This window comes from Bacillus sp. SA1-12 (assembly GCF_000981385.1).
Taxonomy (GTDB): Bacteria; Bacillota; Bacilli; order Bacillales; family Bacillaceae; genus Metabacillus.
In genome coordinates, this window is record NZ_LATZ01000131.1 from 221,822 (window position 1) to 242,117 (window position 20,296).

General features: G+C 37.3%; 12 protein-coding genes. 2 read left to right on the forward strand and 10 right to left on the reverse strand.

Going from position 1 to position 20,296, the window contains the following annotated elements:
- Nucleotides 1-18: 18 nt before the first annotated feature.
- From WQ54_RS28425 to WQ54_RS28435, 3 genes are all read right to left on the reverse strand, one after another.
- Nucleotides 19-2,667, reverse strand: a complete 2,649-nt coding sequence (locus WQ54_RS28425) for an aminotransferase class III-fold pyridoxal phosphate-dependent enzyme (protein WP_046589719.1) — start codon at nucleotides 2,665-2,667, stop codon at nucleotides 19-21.
- Nucleotides 2,668-3,120: 453 nt separating this feature from the next.
- Complete coding sequence (locus tag WQ54_RS28430) at nucleotides 3,121-4,560, reverse strand: protoporphyrinogen oxidase (protein ID WP_084822369.1); 1,440 nt, start codon at nucleotides 4,558-4,560, stop codon at nucleotides 3,121-3,123.
- Nucleotides 4,561-4,849: 289 nt separating this feature from the next.
- Complete coding sequence (locus WQ54_RS28435; protein WP_046589721.1) at nucleotides 4,850-5,458, reverse strand: methyltransferase domain-containing protein; 609 nt, start codon at nucleotides 5,456-5,458, stop codon at nucleotides 4,850-4,852.
- Between the two features lie 196 nt (nucleotides 5,459-5,654).
- Here WQ54_RS28435 and WQ54_RS28440 point away from each other — a divergent pair, with 196 nt between their 5' ends.
- Nucleotides 5,655-6,179 (forward strand): YpiB family protein, encoded by a 525-nt coding sequence (locus WQ54_RS28440; protein WP_046589723.1) that lies wholly within the window; start codon nucleotides 5,655-5,657, stop codon nucleotides 6,177-6,179.
- A 484-nt stretch (nucleotides 6,180-6,663) separates the two neighbouring features.
- On the opposite strand, the gene WQ54_RS28445 is transcribed toward WQ54_RS28440, so the two are convergent.
- From WQ54_RS28445 to sstT, 6 genes are all read right to left on the reverse strand, one after another.
- Nucleotides 6,664-8,235, reverse strand: a complete 1,572-nt coding sequence (locus WQ54_RS28445) for a glycoside hydrolase family 32 protein (RefSeq protein WP_046589790.1) — start codon at nucleotides 8,233-8,235, stop codon at nucleotides 6,664-6,666.
- Nucleotides 8,236-8,376: 141 nt separating this feature from the next.
- Nucleotides 8,377-9,843, reverse strand: a complete 1,467-nt coding sequence (locus WQ54_RS28450) for a glycoside hydrolase family 68 protein (RefSeq protein ID WP_046589726.1) — start codon at nucleotides 9,841-9,843, stop codon at nucleotides 8,377-8,379.
- A gap of 254 nt (nucleotides 9,844-10,097) precedes the next feature.
- Entirely contained in the window at nucleotides 10,098-11,378 is a 1,281-nt protein-coding gene (locus WQ54_RS28455) for an ABC transporter substrate-binding protein (protein WP_052738026.1), read from the reverse strand.
- 42 nt (nucleotides 11,379-11,420) lie between these two features.
- Complete coding sequence (locus WQ54_RS28460) at nucleotides 11,421-12,593, reverse strand: response regulator (RefSeq protein ID WP_046589728.1); 1,173 nt, start codon at nucleotides 12,591-12,593, stop codon at nucleotides 11,421-11,423.
- A 55-nt stretch (nucleotides 12,594-12,648) separates the two neighbouring features.
- Nucleotides 12,649-14,409, reverse strand: coding sequence for a sensor histidine kinase (locus WQ54_RS28465; protein WP_046589730.1), 1,761 nt, complete (start codon nucleotides 14,407-14,409; stop codon nucleotides 12,649-12,651).
- Between the two features lie 1,346 nt (nucleotides 14,410-15,755).
- Nucleotides 15,756-17,012, reverse strand: coding sequence for a serine/threonine transporter SstT (gene sstT, locus WQ54_RS28470; protein ID WP_046589732.1), 1,257 nt, complete (start codon nucleotides 17,010-17,012; stop codon nucleotides 15,756-15,758).
- Nucleotides 17,013-17,521: 509 nt separating this feature from the next.
- Between sstT and WQ54_RS28475 the strand changes: the two genes are divergently transcribed.
- Nucleotides 17,522-18,724, forward strand: coding sequence for an MFS transporter (locus tag WQ54_RS28475; RefSeq protein WP_046589733.1), 1,203 nt, complete (start codon nucleotides 17,522-17,524; stop codon nucleotides 18,722-18,724).
- A gap of 451 nt (nucleotides 18,725-19,175) precedes the next feature.
- Here the strand turns inward: WQ54_RS28475 and WQ54_RS28480 are convergent, their stop codons facing one another.
- Nucleotides 19,176-20,138: a tRNA-dihydrouridine synthase gene (locus WQ54_RS28480; protein WP_046589794.1), complete on the reverse strand. Its 963-nt coding sequence runs from the start codon at nucleotides 20,136-20,138 to the stop codon at nucleotides 19,176-19,178.
- Nucleotides 20,139-20,296 lie beyond the last annotated feature (158 nt).

The following is a 20,296-nucleotide window of genomic DNA, read 5'->3' on the forward strand; positions in this document are numbered from 1 at the left end:
TTAAGAGCTCCTTTCTTATTAAACCTCTATCACCATTTCAGGGCTTTCTAAATGTTGATCATCTAAGCCCTCTGTTTCTGCCAGCTTGAACTGATGCTTTTTAGCAATTTTTTGAATATAGTAGATATCATCCATCGTGATTCTCCCACCTATCCCATAACTCTTCTTGTCATTCTCCAGAGCTAATAGCATCGTTTCTGACAAACAGGCTAAATTAATGCCTGGTCTATAGCCCAAATTCTGTCCAAACGAGATTGGTTCAGGGTATTGGACAAGCCCGCCTTCGATGACCAGCACATCCTTCCTAAGCTCTTTCACCAATGAACCAACATTGGCAGGACGCGATACATCACAAATTATTGCTCCATATTTGATCTTATCAACAGGGATAATTTCCTCCATTGAACTTGTTGCCGTGATCATCATATCCAGACTATGAATCACATCGTTAATTTCCACACTATATTGGATTGGTGACTGAAGCTGTAAAAGTCGGTACATCGCTTCAATTTCATCTATCACATTTAGTGAATCAATTTCATCAGGTCTATACATTTTGTGTACAAGCCTTTCAATTGTGGCCGATTGATACATTGGATAGTGTTTTTGGATCAAGGTAAGCTTTGCTAATACTTCCTTACGAATGCCTTCCTCCTCTTCATTTATGCATAACGCATGAACGTAGATAAGATTCGCTAGCTTTCTAAGTCTTTCGATGTTTTTAGCGGGATTGCTGTTTCTGCCGATAAGGGTAATATTTGACGTTTTTTGTGCTAAAATCATCGCGCATTTTTGCCCGATCGATCCATTCGCACCTAAAATTCCGATTTGTGCCTTATGGATGTCATGCCCTTTTTTCATAGCAGCATCAACTAAGGCTTCTACCGCAGTAATGATCGTTAAGGTATTTCCAGTTGTTAATGGAATATCCTGATCACGAAGATCATAGCCGCCCCGGGTAACAATTGATGTATATGCACCTAAACCGACAACATCTGCTCCGAGCTCCTTGGCTATTTTTACTGCCTTCTTGATGGCGTCTACTACTTGACTGCGCGGTCTTTCTAAAATTTGCTTTCCTCCATATGTGATTCCGATCAGCCACCCCTCTGCATATCCGCCGGCAGGTGTTCGTACTGAAGGCATATGACATAAGACTCCAGCGCCAGAATAATCAGCTTGCCATTCGAGAATTTTATTAAGTTCATCAAGAGAAAACCTTTCAAACGATGGTGTATTTATGACTAGATCTTGTGGTGAAGGATAGTGACATATGAAGGCAAAAGAAGTCTTAGGCTTTTCATTCACATCTAATAGAGATGAAATGATCGGTGAATGACAATGACGGTAATCTTTGATGAGCTCAGGTCTTCGATAATTTCCTGTCGTATAGCGATATAGATAATAAAAATCTCTTTTGTATAAAATTTCACATAACACATTAAACGCCTCAATAAAGCGGTCAATTTCTTTTTGATCAATAATTAATGGCGGTTGGATTCGAATCGTAAGAGAATCATTTAGGAATGGCATGACTCTAAACTTATGTACATTTAACAAATAGCCGCTGATTAAAAAGCCCATACCTCCAGCACCCGTCATATTCGCAACCTCAAAAGAATCACTTGCATCAATTTCTTCGAATTCTACCGCAAGCATTAACCCTTTACCACGCACTTCACGGATAACACCAGGCCATTTCTCATTGATTTCTTCTAATCTGGACTTGAAATAAGAACCCTTTTCGTTTATTTCACTAAATATTCCGTCATTTCTTTGTAAATAATGAATAAACGATAAACTCACACTAGAAGTAAAGTTATTATTGGCAAAGGTTGAGCTATGGTTCAAGCCAAAATCATCTGTCCATATTGCGGAGCGACTAATGCAAACCGATATTGGAACCATACCTCCCCCTAATGCTTTCGATAAGACAACCATATCAGGGAGTAAATTTTGTTCAATCGTCACCGCCCAGTTTCCAAGTCTCCCAAGGCCCGTTTGTATTTCATCGATAATGACTAATACATCATATTGTCTGCATAATTCAATTGCTTTTGAAAGGTATTGTTCATTTGGGATTCTTACCCCGCCTTCTCCCTGTACCGGCTCTACAATAAAGGCAGCAATTTCTCCGCTGTATTGCTCCAGAGCTTCCTGAAGAGCAGATAGATCATTAAAGTTGATCTTTAAAAACACATCTTGCTGAATAAAAAACGGTTTTTGATAAGTTGATTGTCCGGTTGCTGATAAGGCCCCTAATGTTTTCCCATGAAACCCTTTATGACAGGACAATATTTTTTCTTTCTTTGTTTTTGCACGTGCCAGCTTGATCGCTGCTTCAATCGCTTCAGCTCCGCTTTGGCCAAACGTACAAATATTTAAATCACCAGGAAATAAGTTAGTTAGTTGAATAGCTAACTCTCCTGTTACGACAGGTGCAGACGGCTGGCAAAAGCTTGGTGTATTATTTTCCCTAAATTTAACTATGTTCTGCCAAATACCCTCATGATTATAGCCTAACGGAAGAGCACCATATTGTGCAATAAAATCTGTATATTTTAGTCCCTCCTTATCATATAAGTAGCAGCCTTCCCCTCTTATAAATACTTTATTCATATGAAATAAGTGCATAATTTTACTTACAGAGGGATTTAAATATTCCATAATAACACTCCTTTCTAAATAGAATATGTTTGTAAATTATTCCTTTCATTACCAATTACATACCCATTCTACTTAGATTATGGAGGATTGTATTGTGCGAATCGCCCTATTTTTTCCAAAAATTATCCTACCGAGAGAATTGACCTACGACATTTTTACCTAAATCTTTCCATTCCACTTTTGATAACTAGCCAGCTATATCAAGTGATTTCGGGCTTTCCTCTTTTTGAAAAAGAAAGGGCTTTCTTTTTGAAAGGAGGGAAAACAGAATATAGGAAATTTTACCTGAGTGAGAACAAAAGCTTTGGTCTCACGTTATTTCATGTCGTGACACGACTTTTTGGTTAGAGTGTTACATCGATTCTCTTCTTTGTGGAATCCGCCTTAATCAGCACAGACACAAATAAGCCGCCCATGAGTAAAAGGTGTTTGTACCCTTCTATTCATGAGCGGCTAGGCACTTGAGCTGGATGCCGTGTACTTATTACATCTCACCAGTTTAAATTTTTTAAAAAACGTGATAATCTTTTCCGCGGTGCTTCGCCCGTTTTCAATACAATCCGGAATCCCAACACCATAATAGGAGCATCCTGCAACAAAGATTCCTGGATATTTTTCGAAAAGCTTGCCCTCAATCGCTTCAACAGTATGGGGATGTGTCATCCGGTAATTTGGCATACTTTCCAACCAGTTGGTTACTTCGCTTGCAACCGGCTCAGCTGAAATGCCAAGGCTTTGTTGGATATCAGTCCGTGCCACTTGAAGAAGTTCTTCCTTGCTCATGTTTTCTAAGCTCGGAAAACGAGAATGACTGCTTTTATAAAATAGCCTTACTAACAGGTTTCCGTTAGATGACGTATGCTCCCATTTTCTGCTTGTCCAAGTGCAGGCATTGCATGATAAGTCATGATTGCTTGCAGAAATAAACCCGGTTCCCTCTTCTGGAAGGAGGTGGTCTGGGACGTCAAAACCGACATACACACTGATTAGCGAACTGTTTTTCAGTTCAGCAAAATCATTTTTGAGATCCCTGTCATTAATTAATTTTTCTGCAGCTGTATGTGGAACACTAAGCACTACATAATCAGCCTCTATTGAATCATGATTTATAAAGGAGATACGATATCGATCTTCTGTTTTTTCTATCGCTGTTGCTTCTAGATTTTTTAAAACTTCAACATCATCCAATGTTTTTTCATATGCATCAATCAGCGTCCCTAAGCCATTTCTAAAGGAAAGGAACTTTCTCTCTCCATTGCTTTGAAACTTTTCCTTATTTACTTCAAAGCCTTTTATGATGCTGCCATACGTTTCCTTATAATCAAACACATATGGTAATGTTGACGCAATCGTTAAATCCATTAAATCGCCAGAATACACACCAGAAAGCACAGGTGCAATTTGCTTCTCAACTAGTTCTTTCCCAAGAAAAAATTCAAGAAATTCCCCAATGGAATCATTTTTCGTAAATCTTTTATTCCTTGTATAAAAATCTTTTAATGCCTCTGCTTTTCCTTCAGCCGAAACAAGTGTTGACTTCGCTAATGACTCAATACTTGCCGGAATTCCGAACACTGAATCTGGCGGAATCGGCTTTAACTGGTCGTCAGAGTAAATAAATGAGCGCCCTGTTGCATTATAAACAACCTCTGTTTGCAGCCCTAAATCTTCAATAAAGGACATCGTATTCGCCTTGCGCGAAACAATGGAATCTGCACCTGTTTCCATAACAAATCCATGTTTTTTTATTGTGCGGATCTTTCCCCCAAGTTCTGAAGATCCCTCTGCAAGAACAAGCCTTACATCCGATTGCGTGCTTTTTTTCCACTTATTCAATTCATATATGGCAGATAGACCAGTAATGCCGCCGCCAATAACGAGAACGGTTTTCACTTTTTTTCACACCTCTATTTAAGGTCTATATTACTTATTTTTAGTTTACAATACTTTCTGGGTGGTATTAAACAAACGTTTATTTAACTTTTTATTTACAAACCTCTTTTCTTAGAGAGGGCAATTGGAGCTGGTTGCATTAATCGAGAGCTGCGGGTCAGGTGAAACCCTACAGGCGTTTACGCTAAAGAGTCCCTCCCGACTCGCGGAAGGAGAGCTTTTCTCTCTTCAATCAACCACTCCGCATTACTTGGTAAATACAAAAATTTAAGAAAACTGCCTCACGAAACTACCTTATCAATCGGTAGATTAAAAATCTCTCGTTTGGATTATGTTCATATTGTCCGGGCAGCTTGATCTCCTGTTTTAATTCAAAAGCGGGATGATTTTCTAAATAATGAATATAATCAGCTGCTACATAATATAAAATTAGTTCTATATCCCGTTCTGACTGCTCGGCAGAAAGCAAAATATTATTTATAACCCTTATGAAAATTTGAACTGAAAAGGGATTAAAAAAGTAAAATCGATTATCAAGAGGGAGTATTTGATATTCTTCGGCAAGACAACAGTAAAAATGAATATTGCCATTACTCTTTTTTGTTTTTTTTACATACTGATATAGATTTTTTAGTGCCTCTTGATAGAAGATCTCGTTCATCTCTATTCCTACAACCGTAGCATTAAACAGATAATGGATAAAAAAGTTTAATCTTCCCTTCCCGCATCCGAAATCAATTATACGATCACTGCTCTTCAATTCATAGTGATCAAATAAATATTGTAAAGCAGCATATGGTGTCGGCTCATATCGGTGATAATGATGGGATTGGTTAAAGCCCATTTGATCTCCTCTTGTTTTAATGCCAAGTAACTTATCAAAAAACAGTTCCTTCATTCAACGTGCTCCCTATGGTTGTTTTTTTCCCTTTTATTACCTCTTCTGACGCCCTAATCAAGATAAGTGGCAAAATCAACAGGGAGTCGGAATATGGCCAAAATGAAAAAAGCCAGTAATGTTCATTCCTTACAACAGCTCCGCGAACATGGTATGATAGGTAGTAAGATTGATAGCTGAGATAAGGTGGGATTTAATGAATTGGGTATCCTCCGTAAAAAAAAGTGATTTTCTCAAATGGTTTTTAACTCATCATCAACTAAAAAATCCAGAATCTCGAAGGCTGCTTGAATATATAGTAAAAAATCACCACATCATTGGAAATCTTTCCTTTACAGATGCCATTCATCCAAAAGAGAGAACCATTATTATTTCAAGCATTCACTCAGATGAACCCGGCTTTCTTTATTATCACAACAACTTGAAAACCGAAGATGTTTCAAGGGCGATTGGTTCTTTGATGAATCATCCTGCAGATAAAATCTATCTTATCCTTCATTTCTTTGGAAAACAATCTAATTACAAGTATACACAATTAATTGAACCATCTAGATTACAATCCATCAAACAATATGAACAATCTGAGAAAGATGCAAAGGCAGCTAATTTCCTCGTTGAAATTTCCTTGCTGAAAAGTCAGATTAATAAGGCGCTTGATGATCGAAATGAAGAGCTTTTTAAAGAATTGGCCAATCGCTTAAAAGAGCTTCAAAATACGTAAATTGCAAAGGCTGTCTCAAAGTGGATTTGTCCTTATCGAGACAGCCTCTTCTATGCTATTTCTATAAATGCACGTATACTTCTGCAAAAGCAATTTCTTGATTCAATCGGTCCTCAGATCATGGTCTGATTATGAAGCCATGTCAGATGTTATATTTAGGGAAAAAGAAAAACATATTATTTAAATTGCCAACTATGGAAAGATGATAACAGAATGGCAGTCCATTGCACTGGGCATTCTTCAAGTCATAAAAAGCAAATTGAATCCATCTATGACTATGTGATAAAAAAGATTTAACATAAAAAAGGCTTACCTTATGTAACTGGGGCTGAAGTAAGTCTGAGGGATTGATATGAGATTGGGAAGGAATTAACCATAGGGTCTTAAGCAGTGAAATAAACTCCTTGTTTCCTTTCTGCTCTTAACACAATAGTTTAAGAAAAAATAAGTGCATGATTTTCCTATTTCATGCACCAAATCTATTTCAATGAATCGAACCGAGTTGCTTGATTTTTATATTTTTAAACATCGCTCGGCCGCCTTCCGTATAAAGGGTAATTCCTTTATCTTCTTTTTTAGGGAATATTAAATTTGAATGAGCGACTTTTCCGTCGTTAACAAAAACCTCGATACTGGTTTTATCAACTAAAATGGTTAAGTGGGCTTGCCTCTTGCTGCTATCAAATGGCGCTGTGCTTTTAACTAATTGATTCCTTTTATCAGGATGGCTTGTAAACGCTCGATTCACATAAGAGTTTTGTTCTTCTGCAAAAATACCGACGTCAACATGCCGCTGGCGATCATTTGATTCTCTAAGTCTTATACCAACATTTTTGAGATCTTTCCAAGTGATATCTGTTTCTAATTGATAGACCTCACCTGTAACATCAAGGGTTTCCTCCCCATCAACTTCTATTTGATCATAAGAAAATATCGATGTGATTAAGTTATTTAATTCTTTCATTGGTTGGGAGCGTAAATAATATTCATTCTCTCCAGCATGCATCAATTCAATTTGCCGAACAACCGAATCCATGCCGTTAAATCCTTCTTTTAAGGTTGGCGTATTATGGGCATAATCCCAATTATTCATCCATGCCAAGGCATAGCGCTGGTTGTATGGATCCTTAGCCGTTCCATCCTCAAACGTAACACCGCCATACCAATCAAATCCATAATCTACCCATTTCGGTTTATTGTTGTCAGGAAAAAAAGCCTTCCCATCAAACATTCCTGTCCAATAGGCATACGTGTTTGGTTTTCCTTGCGATTTTCCATTCGCACTGACACCCAGCACCCATTTTAATGTCCCGTTGTTCGCTCGCATTAAAAAAAGGTCTGGGCACTCTACAAGCCCAATATCTTTTGTCATGAATCCACTCAGATAATGCCACTCTTTTAAGTTATGAGACTCATAAAACCCTATTTTATTCCCTTCCGCCATAACCATAATCCATTTTTGGTGCCTATCATCCCAAATGATTTTCGGATCTCTAAAATCCTTCGAACCTGGATTTTCCATAATCGGTTCATCGCGAAAGGAAGTGAACGTTTTTCCAAAATCCTTACTATACCATAAAAATTGCTCCTGTTTACGGCCATCCTTGGAAGGCTGCGTGACAATGGCGATAAGTGTGTTTTTTCCAAAGCCTGCCGTATTTTCTTTATCAAGTACAACTGACCCTGACCATGGATCCCCATTTTCATTTGTATATTTCGGAATAGCGATCCCTTCATCCTTCCAATGCACCAAATCCTCTGAAGTTGCATGACGCCATTCTGTACCATTGCCATTTGGGTAATCACGATTATAGAGATAATAGTAATGATACTTTCCATTTAAATAAATGGGCCTTTGAGGATCATTTTTCCACTTATCAGGTGTCGTGAAATGGTAATTGGCTCGATATGATGGTTCAACTTGCTCTTTAGGATTATTTATAGGATGTTTAACAGGTGCTTCTCTTAAGTGAAGAGCTGGATATGTCATTAACCCCGTAAGAATGATTAAGAAGCCAATGATGACATAACACAGATAGTATCCCTTCCTTTTCATTCTTTTTTTATCCAAGGTAACTCACCACGCTTTTCAAATTCTTTCTAATATAAAAGAAAAAATGTCAATTAAATAACCGACATTTTTTCTTTTGCATGCTCAAAGGATCAAAGATCCCTTTTTGAGATATCAAGTAGTAAATTATTTATTTATTGTTATTTGCCCTTGCTCAAGGATCCCATCTTTTACAACAGATGTTTTTGATCCTTCAATGTTAAGTAAGAAGCTTGGTGCAAATGTAGATTTATGATCTTCGAAGTAACCTCTGTTTGTCATATAACTTGTTACTACAACATTATCACTATTCTTTTGCGGAATCGCAAAGTGTGCGTACGACCAAGTAATATCATAAGGATCAAGATCATGATGTAAGACAATTCCTGTATCATTTAACGGCTTGTATGGTCCAGTTAACGAATCTGAAACATAACCTAACAAGTAAATATCGCGATCATCAATTCCATCAATCGTCATTTTTGATCCTCTTGAACTTGTGAATAAGTACCATTTTCCATCCTTCTTAAAGATATTAGGACGCTCGATTTCATCTGTTACCGTATTTGATGCAATCAACGGTTTCATCACATTCTTGACTGTGTAATCATCATTTATTTCAATAATACCCATTGCACCATTTGCTAAAGTAGCTAATTCCTTTTTAGGACTTTGTAATAGCTTTGCCTTTTCAGATTGGAAGAATGGTGTGCTTCCGCCATAATAAGCTTGATTGTAAAGGGATTTTTCACCTTCATAGCCATAGTCTGTTCCGGTATTTGCTTCAAAAACAAGGTATTTACGGCCATTTTCTTCAATGTAATGAGGATCTCTTAACGTATGATTATTATTGAAATTACCATCACTAAATGCTTGTTTCACATTTTGATAGACTTTGCCGTCTCCACCTTCAAAAATTGATTTAAAGTCTTCAACACCATCGACTTTAAGTGTATTGGCATCTACGTTAGAAACATTTACTTGGGCTGTTGTTAATGTTTGTTTACCGTATTTCTCTTGTTCAGCATCAAAGCCTCCGCGATTTGTATAAAATAAACGAACTTCCCCATCAGATGTTAAGGTTGCTGAACCTGACCATTCTTCTGTTTGATCTTTTAGGTATGGATCATTTGGAGCATATTTATCACTGTCTTTAAACACTCGTCCGGCATTTTTCCAGCTATCAAGCGATGTTTCTCCTGCCTTTTTATAGAACATATAAATGAACGTGTCACTACTGTTTTTCGGGTCACCAGCTAATCCAAATACGATGTGATATCCATTATATTCTGCTACTGTACCATCAGCATTTTGCAATGGCCATGTATCCCACACATCTAAATTGATCAATTGCCCAAATTCATTATATTTTTTTGCTGAAGGAATGTTTTGAATGGTTGAGGCATCGAATTTCGGCACCGTATATTTTGGATCTCCTTGTTGTTCAATCATTTTGTACATGTCTGAACGAGTGATATGGGAGATTCCATAATCCTCTTTGTGATCCAGCGTGTCACTTTGCTTTGCAAAAGCTAATGGTCCGCCGCCTCCTACTAAAATAGCTGTACTAAGCGTTACAACTGTTGCTTGTTTGACAAGACTCTTGAGTTTCATCTTCTTCCTCCTCTAATGTGTTTTGGCGGGATAAAGAAATAAGTGCAGTATGACGTCTTTTTTAATGTTTAAATCCCACCTTGTGTCATTTACAACTATTATTATAGGTTTGTCCTAAATTTATGAATATGGCGTAAATTGATTGGATTTTAGTCTTATATTGATCATGTTCTATGCCAAAATTTCAAAATAAAAAATGCCCCCGTAAGGAGGCAATATAATAGTTGATATATGATATACAATTGACATTAGCCTTATTGGCTTGCAGCATTCTCCCATGATTTCTGAAACTCTTGGAGCAATTGATCCCGATTCAGCTGTTTTCCTACATATAGCTGCATAGCAGAGCTGAATTCTGCTCTTACTCCAACAGGAAAGTGAAACCAGTTAATTGAAAATGTCTTCCCTGCTTTAGAGTAGCGGATGATTTCATTTGCTAGCGGCCCTAAGTTGTCAGCCTCCATGTTATCAAAAGCAGGTATAAATTTAAAATAGTCTGTTAAATATTCTTTGCCTTGTTTTGATGTAACCATCCAATTTAAAAATTTCTTGGCTTCTTTTTTCTTCAATGCTGTGGTTTGTTTATTTACGACCCAATAATTTGGTACCCCGACAACCAAGGAATCGTTATTTCGTTCGTCATTGATAGGAATGGGCATCATCCCAATGTTCATATTTGGTGATAACTGATCAATCAATGGCTGAATCCAGTTACCTTGCTGAATCATCGCGGCTTGTCCATTGGCAAATAAATTCAACTCCATATTATAATCGGTGGTTAAAGGATTTTTGTTTCCATATTTTAGTGTAGTTTCGAGGACATTTACTACGTCTTTAAACTTTTGATTGTCCTCAATCTTTTCCTTCCCATGATTTAACCCACTTATAAAAGCTTCTGGATTTTCTTGTTGCGCAAATGCAACACTTACTAATTGGTCTCCTAACTTCCACTCTTCATAATATCCGTTTGCAAAAGGCATAATCCCGACTTGTTGCAGTTTTTCTGCGACTGCGATTAATTCAGTAAGTGTTTTTGGTAATGCCTCAATGCCCGCTTGTTTAAATAAATCTTTATTATAGATAAATCCGTATCCTTCGAGGTTAAATGGCATTCCGTAAATGTTGCCGTTTATTTTCATAGGTGTTAATGTGTTCTCAAACGCATTGTCAACCCAAGGCTGGTCCGATAGATCCTCCAAATATTTACTCCACAGCTTCGCATTTTCGTATCCATTGTTTGTAAAAATGTCAGGACCGGTTCCAGAAGCCATTTGCGCCTTCAAATCGGAAAGATCATCCGCAGCCCCGCCAACGGTGTGAATCCTGATATCGACATGTGGATTTTCCTTTTCATAAGCATTTGCCATTTGTTCAAACTGTGTGGAAATTTCTACTTTCGGATTCCGGACATTTAGGATTATTTTTCCCTTGGTCTGTTCCGCTTTTTTCGTTTCCGTTTCTGCATTTGATTGACATGCCGTAAGAAATAAGATCAGTATTATAACCATATATATGAGTACAAAATGTATTTTCATTGTTTTCACCTCAGTCCTTCAGGATATTAAGAACTGCTAGAATTACCTGATTCCAATTTGCAGCTTTTTTTTGCTGTTTCGGTATTCAAAAGGTGTCATGCCGACAACTTTTTTAAATAGCTTTGAAAAGTACTTCTCATCCTGATAACCAAGCATTGTAGAAATCGAAAAAATACTTTCATCCGTTTCAATTAACCAGCATTTTGCTTGATTAATTCTTAAGTTCATCATGTATTTGGAGAGCGGCATACCTGTTTCTTGTTTAAACTTTCTCGAGATATGTTCTCGACTCAAAAAGAAGCGATTAGACAGTTTTTCCAAACTTAATTCATTCATATAGTACTTTTCAACATAAGAAATAATATCCTTCATCCGGCGGGCGTCATCCAGATCGTTTAAGCGATTTATGGTTCTGAAATTTTGCCCTTCTGCCGCCCTTAGCAGGGATTGAAAAGCAGTTGGAATATCTGTTATTAATGTAATTGAATCACCGTTAACAAGACGTACAGGGATATCAAATTGCTGACTAATCCATTCCTCAATCGCGAACCATTCACCATGTTTCGCAATGACTAGACAAAGACTAGGATCATTCTGCAGGGCAAAGGCATTCCCTATCTTCTGAATAACAAGCTCGTCATCCAGTAACTGAATGTACGGATAAGCATGATGCATTTGATAAAAGGAAATAAGGGTAAGATCGTATTTTTCAGCAGGTGGAAGATAAGAAGCCAATTCATTCGAATTAAAAAGTTCTCCAATGCAAGCTTCCGTGACCACCTGATTCATATGAAGTCTTTTAACATCTTCATAGGATTCTTTGTAGTGACGATCCTCTGCTTCCTTCTTCCATGACTTAACAGCCTCTGCTAGAGTATGATTAAACGCGTCCGCCTCAATCGGCTTCAATAAATAATCAAAACTGCCGCACTGAATAGCCTTCCGCATATACGAGTAGTCGTCAAATCCTGTGATTAAAATGACTTTACCGGTATAAGAAATACTATCTAACCACTCGATTAATTCCAAACCGCTTATTCCAGGCATTTTTACATCTGTAAGGATCATCTCTGGATTTTCCCTCGTGATGACTCTTTTTGCCTCTTCACCATTACATGCTTCAAAGAGATCAGTAATACCGTATTTTTCCCATTGTCCTAAATGGCGTATGACATCACGCACATTGAATTCATCATCAACAATTAGAGCCTTCAACTCTTTCACCCTCTCTAAAAAGAATTAAAATAAAAATTAAAACATTAGCAAACTTTTAAGCTAGAGGTATGGTAAGACGAACTGAAAAACCTTGTCCATTCATTGTATCTAATTCAAGACCGGCTTCTTGTCCATAATTTAAAACGAGTCGGTCATGAATATTTTTCAAACCGATATGCTCGTTTGAAAAAGTGCCTGCAACAGGAGCTGAATAAATATTTTTCTTTAAGTTTTGAAGTTCAGCGAGTGTCATACTAGCGCCGTCATTTTCAACTACAAGGTGTAGAGCTTGTCCTTGTATTTCTGCATAAATGAGTAATCGTGCATCGAAGAAACCTTCTTCATAACAGTGTTTAAAGAAGTTTTCTACGAGCGGCTGAAGAATCATACTTGGAATTTTCCTTTCCAAAATAGATTCATTAATATGAACAGACGCTTTAATCGTGTCTCCAAAACGTTCCTTTTGCAAAGATATATAAGCTTTTATATAATCTACTTCTTCTCTTATCAAGACCCATTGATCTGCTCGAATAGAGTATCTCATCATTTTCGATAATGACGTTACCAATTGGTAAACCTTCGGAGATTGAGATCGTAGTGCAACTGCACCAATTGATTGCAAGGCATTAAATAAGAAGTGCGGATTAACCTGGGATTTAAGTGCTCTGAACTGATTTTTTCGATTCTCTATCTCCAGCTTATATTCACGGTCAATGTGAAGGTTTATTCGATCCATCATTTCTTTCATATGCTTTTCTAAATGGCCGATTTCATCCTCTCTGCTATCATCAAAAGGTACTTCCATATTTCCTCCTTCGATTGATAAGACCTTTTGGCTAAGAAGTTTAATAGGACGGGTAATTCTGTAAGATATGATACTAATCATGACCACCCCTAAAAATCCTACTCCTATTCCAACAAGTATGTTTATATAAGCGGTTTTCCTTACGTCTTGAAATAATGATTGACTAGGGGTTATCTTTACTAATTTCCACTGATTAAGTGTTCCTGATAAGGTTTTTGAAAAGATAATATTTTTATCATTATTAGCTTCTCCCGCTTCAATACGCTGGTCTAAATCAGGAGGAATTGTCTTGCCAATGAGAGCTTGATCACTGGCATACATGACACGATCATCGGCATCTAATAGTAAAACAGAACCCCTATGCTCCTTTATAAGACTGTTACAAATACGAGCATATGCAGCAATATCAAAATCTATTGTCATAAAGCCTAAAAATTTATTCGTAAGGACATCTTCTATCTTATGGTGAATACTCATAACGACAGTGTTATCCGATTGGGGTATAATCGCAGCATTATTGTAATTCTTAATTTGATGTGGTGGTTCAATCATATACGTTTCTTCTGCGTGATAAAGCTTCTTTATCGCGGGTTGCTCTAAAAAATCAGGTTGAAATTTTCTGGCACTTACCATAGCATTATAAACGGTAAACGATACTTTATCTTTATCAATATAATAGCGTACTTGACGAATTTCGTTTCGCATCAAATATATAGACTCTATGCTTTTTTCCACCGCAATCGGATTTAAATAAATGGAATCCTCAAACCCGTTATTAAAAATTCGGATTAAATCCGGATTCCGATATAAAATATAAGGAAGACTGCTTAGATCATGAAAGTATTGTTCCAGTTCTTCTGACAATTCTTCCATTTGCTCCTCACTGATTTCGATCTCATGTTGTTCAACACTATGTTTTGTATATTTATAAATGATAAAAACAGATAAAAAGTACGGCAGGATAATAAAAACAAGAAGCATGATTAATAAGCGATGTTGAATACTTTTCACATGGAGATGCTCCTTTCCCAAATAAAGATCAATTAGGTAGGTTTTTTTATTTGGCTGTCTTAGCAATCTTTGTTGTTATTTATCCAGTAAAGTAGAGTGGTTGATTGCAGCGAGAGGTGCTCGCTTTCCGCGGGGCGTGCGGTGAGTCTCCTAAAGAGCCTTCTATTAGAGTTTGGTTATGACGCTAATTGAATCTCTATCTAAGAATCTAAGAAGAAGTTCTAAAGCAGGTAAAACGAAATCTATAGTGCTTTTAAAATCAATTTGTTATATAAGGCCCCAGAACACTTTTTTATTAAAATTCATTTAAAAAGGTATGTCAACATGGCTAAAACCCTCTAAAAACAAGAACGAGAAAAGCTAAATACCCTATTAAAATACGGATTCGGAATCGCTTACCAAAACAAATGATAGCGCTATTATTAAAACACGAAATGAATCTTATATACTAGAAAGGGAAAATTCATTAAATTACGTAGGAAAATAGGGTCATTTTTTGTCATACTATTTACAATGAAGAAAAAATAGGGGGTAGATATCTAATGAATTGAGAAATTCACCCATTTAGGAGGAGCTTTTCTGGAAAAGATACTCTTCTATATACAAAACCTTCCACAATGAAAACAAATAAAACCAAGGATAGTTGATTTGTCAATATGCAGACAAGAATAGAAAGCAAGAAATGAAACATCAAAAGTGAAGGAAAACTTATCACCCTAATAAAGGCAATAAAAGATAAAAAAGGATATATATCATTTTTGAAATAATACGGCCAGCATATAAAATCCATCTAATGCCCGACATTAACTCTTACTTAAATAATTTGCACATTTCATCCAAGTGAAAACACTTTGACTTCTACTCAAAAGTTAAAACTTTAAATCTACCAATAAACCCCTTATTATAAAGTATTAATTTCAGTTTTACTATTCATATTTAAAACAAGTTCTTAGCATTTTATTCTTTTTAACAGTGATGAGCGCCTTTATTTTGCCTTTTCATCATTCTATTAATTCCATCGTTTTTTATTTGACTTTAACCATTTTTCTAGGATGGATAGCATTGCTTTTATGGTCTGGATTCGGCTCTATTTTCAAGAATTTTTTTACTAAACATGACAAATCGTTTCGATTCATTATGTCTTTGTTGTTGGTCTACTCTGCGGTATCTATTTTTCTTTAAAACTAAAGTGAGGTGTAAGGCTAAACCTTCGACGCGAGTTTTTTAATGATCAATATCTTCTTACCTCATATAAACAACTTTGCAATTAATAATGAAAGAATCCCCCTTTTTCTTCGAATACTTTTTTGAAAAAGGGGGATGTCTATTTTCTGAGGCTGCTACTTTCAAATATGAGAATTATTTTTCAAGCTTGCCGCTTGGAATACAACCTTCTTCCCATCCTTACGCCACTCTTTATATTCAGCGGCTGCTGTGAAAAGAACGTCCGTCGATGAGTTAAGCGCCGTTTCAAAAGAATCTTGCAAAACACCGATGATGAAGCCAACTCCAACGACCTGCATGGCAACATCATTCGGGATGCCAAATAAGCTGCATGCTAGAGGAATCAGCAATAATGATCCACCAGCAACGCCTGAGGCACCACATGCACATACAGCTGACAGTACGCTAAGAATGATAGCCGTAGGGAGATCCACTTGAATGCCCAGGGTATGAACCGCTGCAAGAGTTAATACTGAGATCGTAACAGCAGCACCAGCCATATTGATGGTAGCCCCTAATGGAATGGATACAGAATAACTATCCTTATCCAAACCAAGATCTTCACATAATCTCATATTTACAGGAATATTTGATGCTGAGCTGCGAGTGAAAAATGCTGTAATTCCGCTCTCCTTTAGGCATTTAAACACAAGCGGATACGGATTTTGCCTGATTGATACGAAGACAATAACCGGATTGACAACCAACGCTACAAACAACATACAACCAAGCAAAACAGCAAGTAATTTTCCATAGCTTACTAACGATTCCAATCCGTTTGTCGTAATCGATTCAAATACTAACCCCATAATTCCTAATGGGGCAAACTTAATAACCCATGTAACCATCTTTGATACAGCATCTGAAAAATTAGAAATCAAAGTCTTTGTCGTATCTGGTGCATTTCTTAAAGCCAAACCAAGAACGATCGCCCAAGCTAAAATACCGATATAGTTTGCATTAAAAATAGCTTTAACCGGGTTGTCTACTATGTTTAGCAATAATGTATTAAGGACTTCTGCAACACCGCCAGGAGGTGTTACTCCTTCAGCGCCACTTGCAAGTGTTAACGTTACAGGAAAAATAAAACTTACAATAACAGCAATTAAGCCAGCTAAAAAGGTTCCTAACAAGTATAAGCCGATAATGGTTTTCATATTTGTTCGGTGACCACTCTTATGCTGCGCGATGGCCGACATCACCAAGAAAAGAACCAATACAGGTGCAATTGCTTTCAAAGCACCTACAAATAATGTTCCTAAAAGAACAACAGCCTTTGCTTGCGGTACCGTTAAAGCCAAGATAATACCAATAATTAAACCGATAATAATTTGTTTGACCAGACTTAACTGATTCCACTTATTGAGTATTCCTTTCATACATACTCCCCCTCAAATTTCGAATAAATGATAAAGCTTATTTCGGCCATTCAATTCTGATAGAATAAAATCTAGCGTTTCTACAATTCCATCCCACAGAGACAACTGTCTATCTATTCAATTGAATTATAGTGAGTTTTTTGATATATTACAATACTATTTTGTATATTTGTAATTATCGAAATATTCAAACTGACAATAGGATAAACCATTCCTGAAAATACTTTCGCAGTAAACTATAGATATCTTACTAGAATTTAATCCCCTTAAAAATCAATACACCCATGTACACCTCTACAGGACATGACCTGTTCACAGAACGGATTCAATCTGAACTATGGAAACTATAAAAAAATAGAGGCTGGAAAAATTTTAAAAGTTACACTCTTACCTTTGCACAAAAACCCCTGCCTATTGGTTAGGGGCATCGAATCTAAGTAAGTTCCTTACATCCGGCATTTTGTTTATGCTATACTTGAAAAAGTTTGTGTTAGCGGAGGTTTTGATTCATGATTTTATCGAAAGTCAAGGCACATATTCATTCAAGTTATATACATCTATTCATTGCGGGGATTGTACTCGTTGCTTTCAATCTACGCCCAGCGATTACTTCTCTGGGACCTTTACTCGGAATGATTCAGGATGATGTTAAACTGGCACACTGGAGTGCTGGACTATTGATGAGCTTACCATTAATCGTATTTGCCATCATGTCCCCGCTTGTTCCTAAAATAGCGGCTCAGCTAACAAATGAGAAGACCTTACTTATAGGTTTAGCGGCTCTCTTAATCGGTATTACCATTCGCTCAATTCCCATGATTTTTTCCCTTTTTACCGGGACTCTGTTGGTCGGTTTGGGTATCGCGATAGGAAATGTTCTTTTACCAGCCATTGTAAAAGATAAATTCCCAAAAAGGTTCGGGCTGATGACAAGCGTATATTCTACATCCATGGGATTGATCGCATCCTTAGCGTCAGGGATTAGTGTTCCTTTAGCAGCAAATTTTAACCTTGGATGGCAGGGAGCCCAAATTGTATGGGTGTTACCTGTTATTATTGCCCTCATAGTGTGGGCTTTTCTTTTTAAATATAATCAAAGCGATCCTAGTATCTTCCGACAAAGACAAGGAACTCAATCCAAGCAAATGTGGCGTACACCACTTGCCTGGCAAATTGCCATATTCATGGGGTTTCAGTCGTTCTTGTTCTATGTAACGATTTCTTGGTTACCTGAAATCTTACATAGTCATGGGGTAAGCTTAGCGACTGCAGGATGGCTTCTTTCCTTTACTCAATTGGTAGGATTACCTGCTAGCTTTTTTATACCTGTCCTTGCAGGGCGCTTCGAATCACAGGTATGGATAGCATTTATGCTAAGTATATGCTCTGTGCTTGGCTATAGTGGTTTACTATTCGGCTCAGCCTATCCTATATTAATTGTAAGTATCATCTTAATTGGGATTGCATTGGGAGGGAGCTTTCCCTTAGCTCTCAGCTATATAGGTCTTCGTGCTCGGAACGGTCAACAGGCTGCAGAGTTATCTGGTATGGCGCAATCAACAGGTTATGTTCTTGCTGCAGTTGGTCCTTTGGTTATCGGATATTTGTACGATGTAACGCATATGTGGACAGCTCCTATTATTATGCTAATGGTTGTCTCAATCGTTGTAATGATCTTTGGAATGTTATCCGGCCGCAATCAATATGTATAAGTAAGAGAGCTGGATACTTGTTACTGACTCATTATTTTTTCGTTTATAATTTGAAAAGGAGCCTGTTGGCTCCTTTTTTACGCTTTAAAAATATGATTTCAGTGAATGTAATGTAAGAACAAAACCGATGATATACTAACACACCAATATCGTTATATAACTTAAAACCAGGAACCAAAATCGATTCCAGGTTTTACTTTCAGTGTTAACTTACTTTAAAATGAGTTGCGAGACGCACTCAACATGTGCAGAGTGTATGTGGCGATACAAGGGTACTGGTTGGTTTATTACATTCTAAAGACCTTTTTCTTTCAGAAAACAGACTTTATCAACAAAAATTGCCGGCTGCAAAGGAACTTTGTAACTGAATAAAATAAGTACACATGAGTTGATGTGATTCATTTTTTCTCTAACTTTTTGAGAGTTACATCATTTCACTGTCCCTGTTCCATCAACATTCTTTTCCAAAGTTATCAAGCAATGCACGCACTTCATCTGTTGATTTCGTGTTCATCAATTGATTTCTTAATTCACCAGCTCCACGGAATCCTTTGACATAAATTTTGAAAAAGCGATGAAGCCCTGTGATTGAACGTGGCAGTACTTCCGCATATTGATCTTGAAGATCAAGCTGCAGTCTTAAAAGATCAAGGTATTCTTTACTGCTATGCTCTTTTGGCTCTTTTTCAAAAGCAAAAGGATTTTTAAAAATACCTCGCCCGATCATAACGCCATCAATACCATATTGTTCAGCAAGCTGCAGCCCAATTTGACGGTCAGGAATGTCTCCATTGATTGTTAGCAGCGTATCTGGTGCGATACGGTCACGCAATTTTTTGATTTCCGGAATTAGCTCCCAATGCGCATCTACTTGGCTCATTTCCTTTCTTGTACGTAAATGAATAGAAAGGTTCGCAATATCCTGTTTTAAAATATGCGTTAGCCAGTCCTCCCACTCATTTACATCATTATAGCCAAGTCGTGTTTTCACGCTGACAGGCAGTCCGCCCGCTTTTGCTGCTTGAATAAGTTCTGCCGCAACGTCTGGACGCAGAATAAGGCCGCTCCCCTTCCCTCTCGATGCCACATTCGGTACAGGGCAGCCCATGTTAATATCGATGCCTTTAAATCCTAGCTCTGCCATGCCAATACTCATTTGACGGAAATATTCGGGATTATCCCCCCAAATATGTGCAACCATTGGCTGTTCATCTTCTGTAAAAATCAAACGGCCACGCACACTTTTCATGCCCTCTGGATGACAATAGCTATCCGAGTTTGTAAACTCTGTGAAAAATACATCCGGTCGACCGGCTTCACTAACTACGTGACGAAAAACAACATCTGTCACATCTTCCATTGGTGCAAGTACAAAAAATGGTCGTGGTAAATCACGCCAAAAATTATCTATCATTTCAAACTCAAATCCTCTCACTATGGATACAACTTCAAACTCTCGATCAAAAAATATAAAGTAGACTTCCATCAGTTTGGGTTTTCCTTCATACCCCACTGATGGTTAGTCACCCTTATCGGACCTTTACGGGCAGTTGATCCCCACCTAGCTGCTTT

What these genes read in the sequence shown, in the direction of transcription:
- WQ54_RS28435 (WP_046589721.1), bottom strand. Translation starts at nt 5,458, where the DNA reads ATGAAGGAACTGTTTTTTGATAAGTTACTTGGCATTAAAACAAGAGGA.
- WQ54_RS28425 (WP_046589719.1), bottom strand. Translation starts at nt 2,667, where the DNA reads ATGGAATATTTAAATCCCTCTGTAAGTAAAATTATGCACTTATTTCAT.
- sstT (WP_046589732.1), bottom strand. Translation starts at nt 17,012, where the DNA reads ATGAAAGGAATACTCAATAAGTGGAATCAGTTAAGTCTGGTCAAACAA.
- WQ54_RS28445 (WP_046589790.1), bottom strand. Translation starts at nt 8,235, where the DNA reads ATGAAAAGGAAGGGATACTATCTGTGTTATGTCATCATTGGCTTCTTA.
- WQ54_RS28450 (WP_046589726.1), bottom strand. Translation starts at nt 9,843, where the DNA reads ATGAAACTCAAGAGTCTTGTCAAACAAGCAACAGTTGTAACGCTTAGT.
- WQ54_RS28455 (WP_052738026.1), bottom strand. Translation starts at nt 11,378, where the DNA reads ATGAAAATACATTTTGTACTCATATATATGGTTATAATACTGATCTTA.
- WQ54_RS28475 (WP_046589733.1), top strand. Translation starts at nt 17,522, where the DNA reads ATGATTTTATCGAAAGTCAAGGCACATATTCATTCAAGTTATATACAT.
- WQ54_RS28480 (WP_046589794.1), bottom strand. Translation starts at nt 20,138, where the DNA reads ATGATAGATAATTTTTGGCGTGATTTACCACGACCATTTTTTGTACTT.
- WQ54_RS28440 (WP_046589723.1), top strand. Translation starts at nt 5,655, where the DNA reads ATGAATTGGGTATCCTCCGTAAAAAAAAGTGATTTTCTCAAATGGTTT.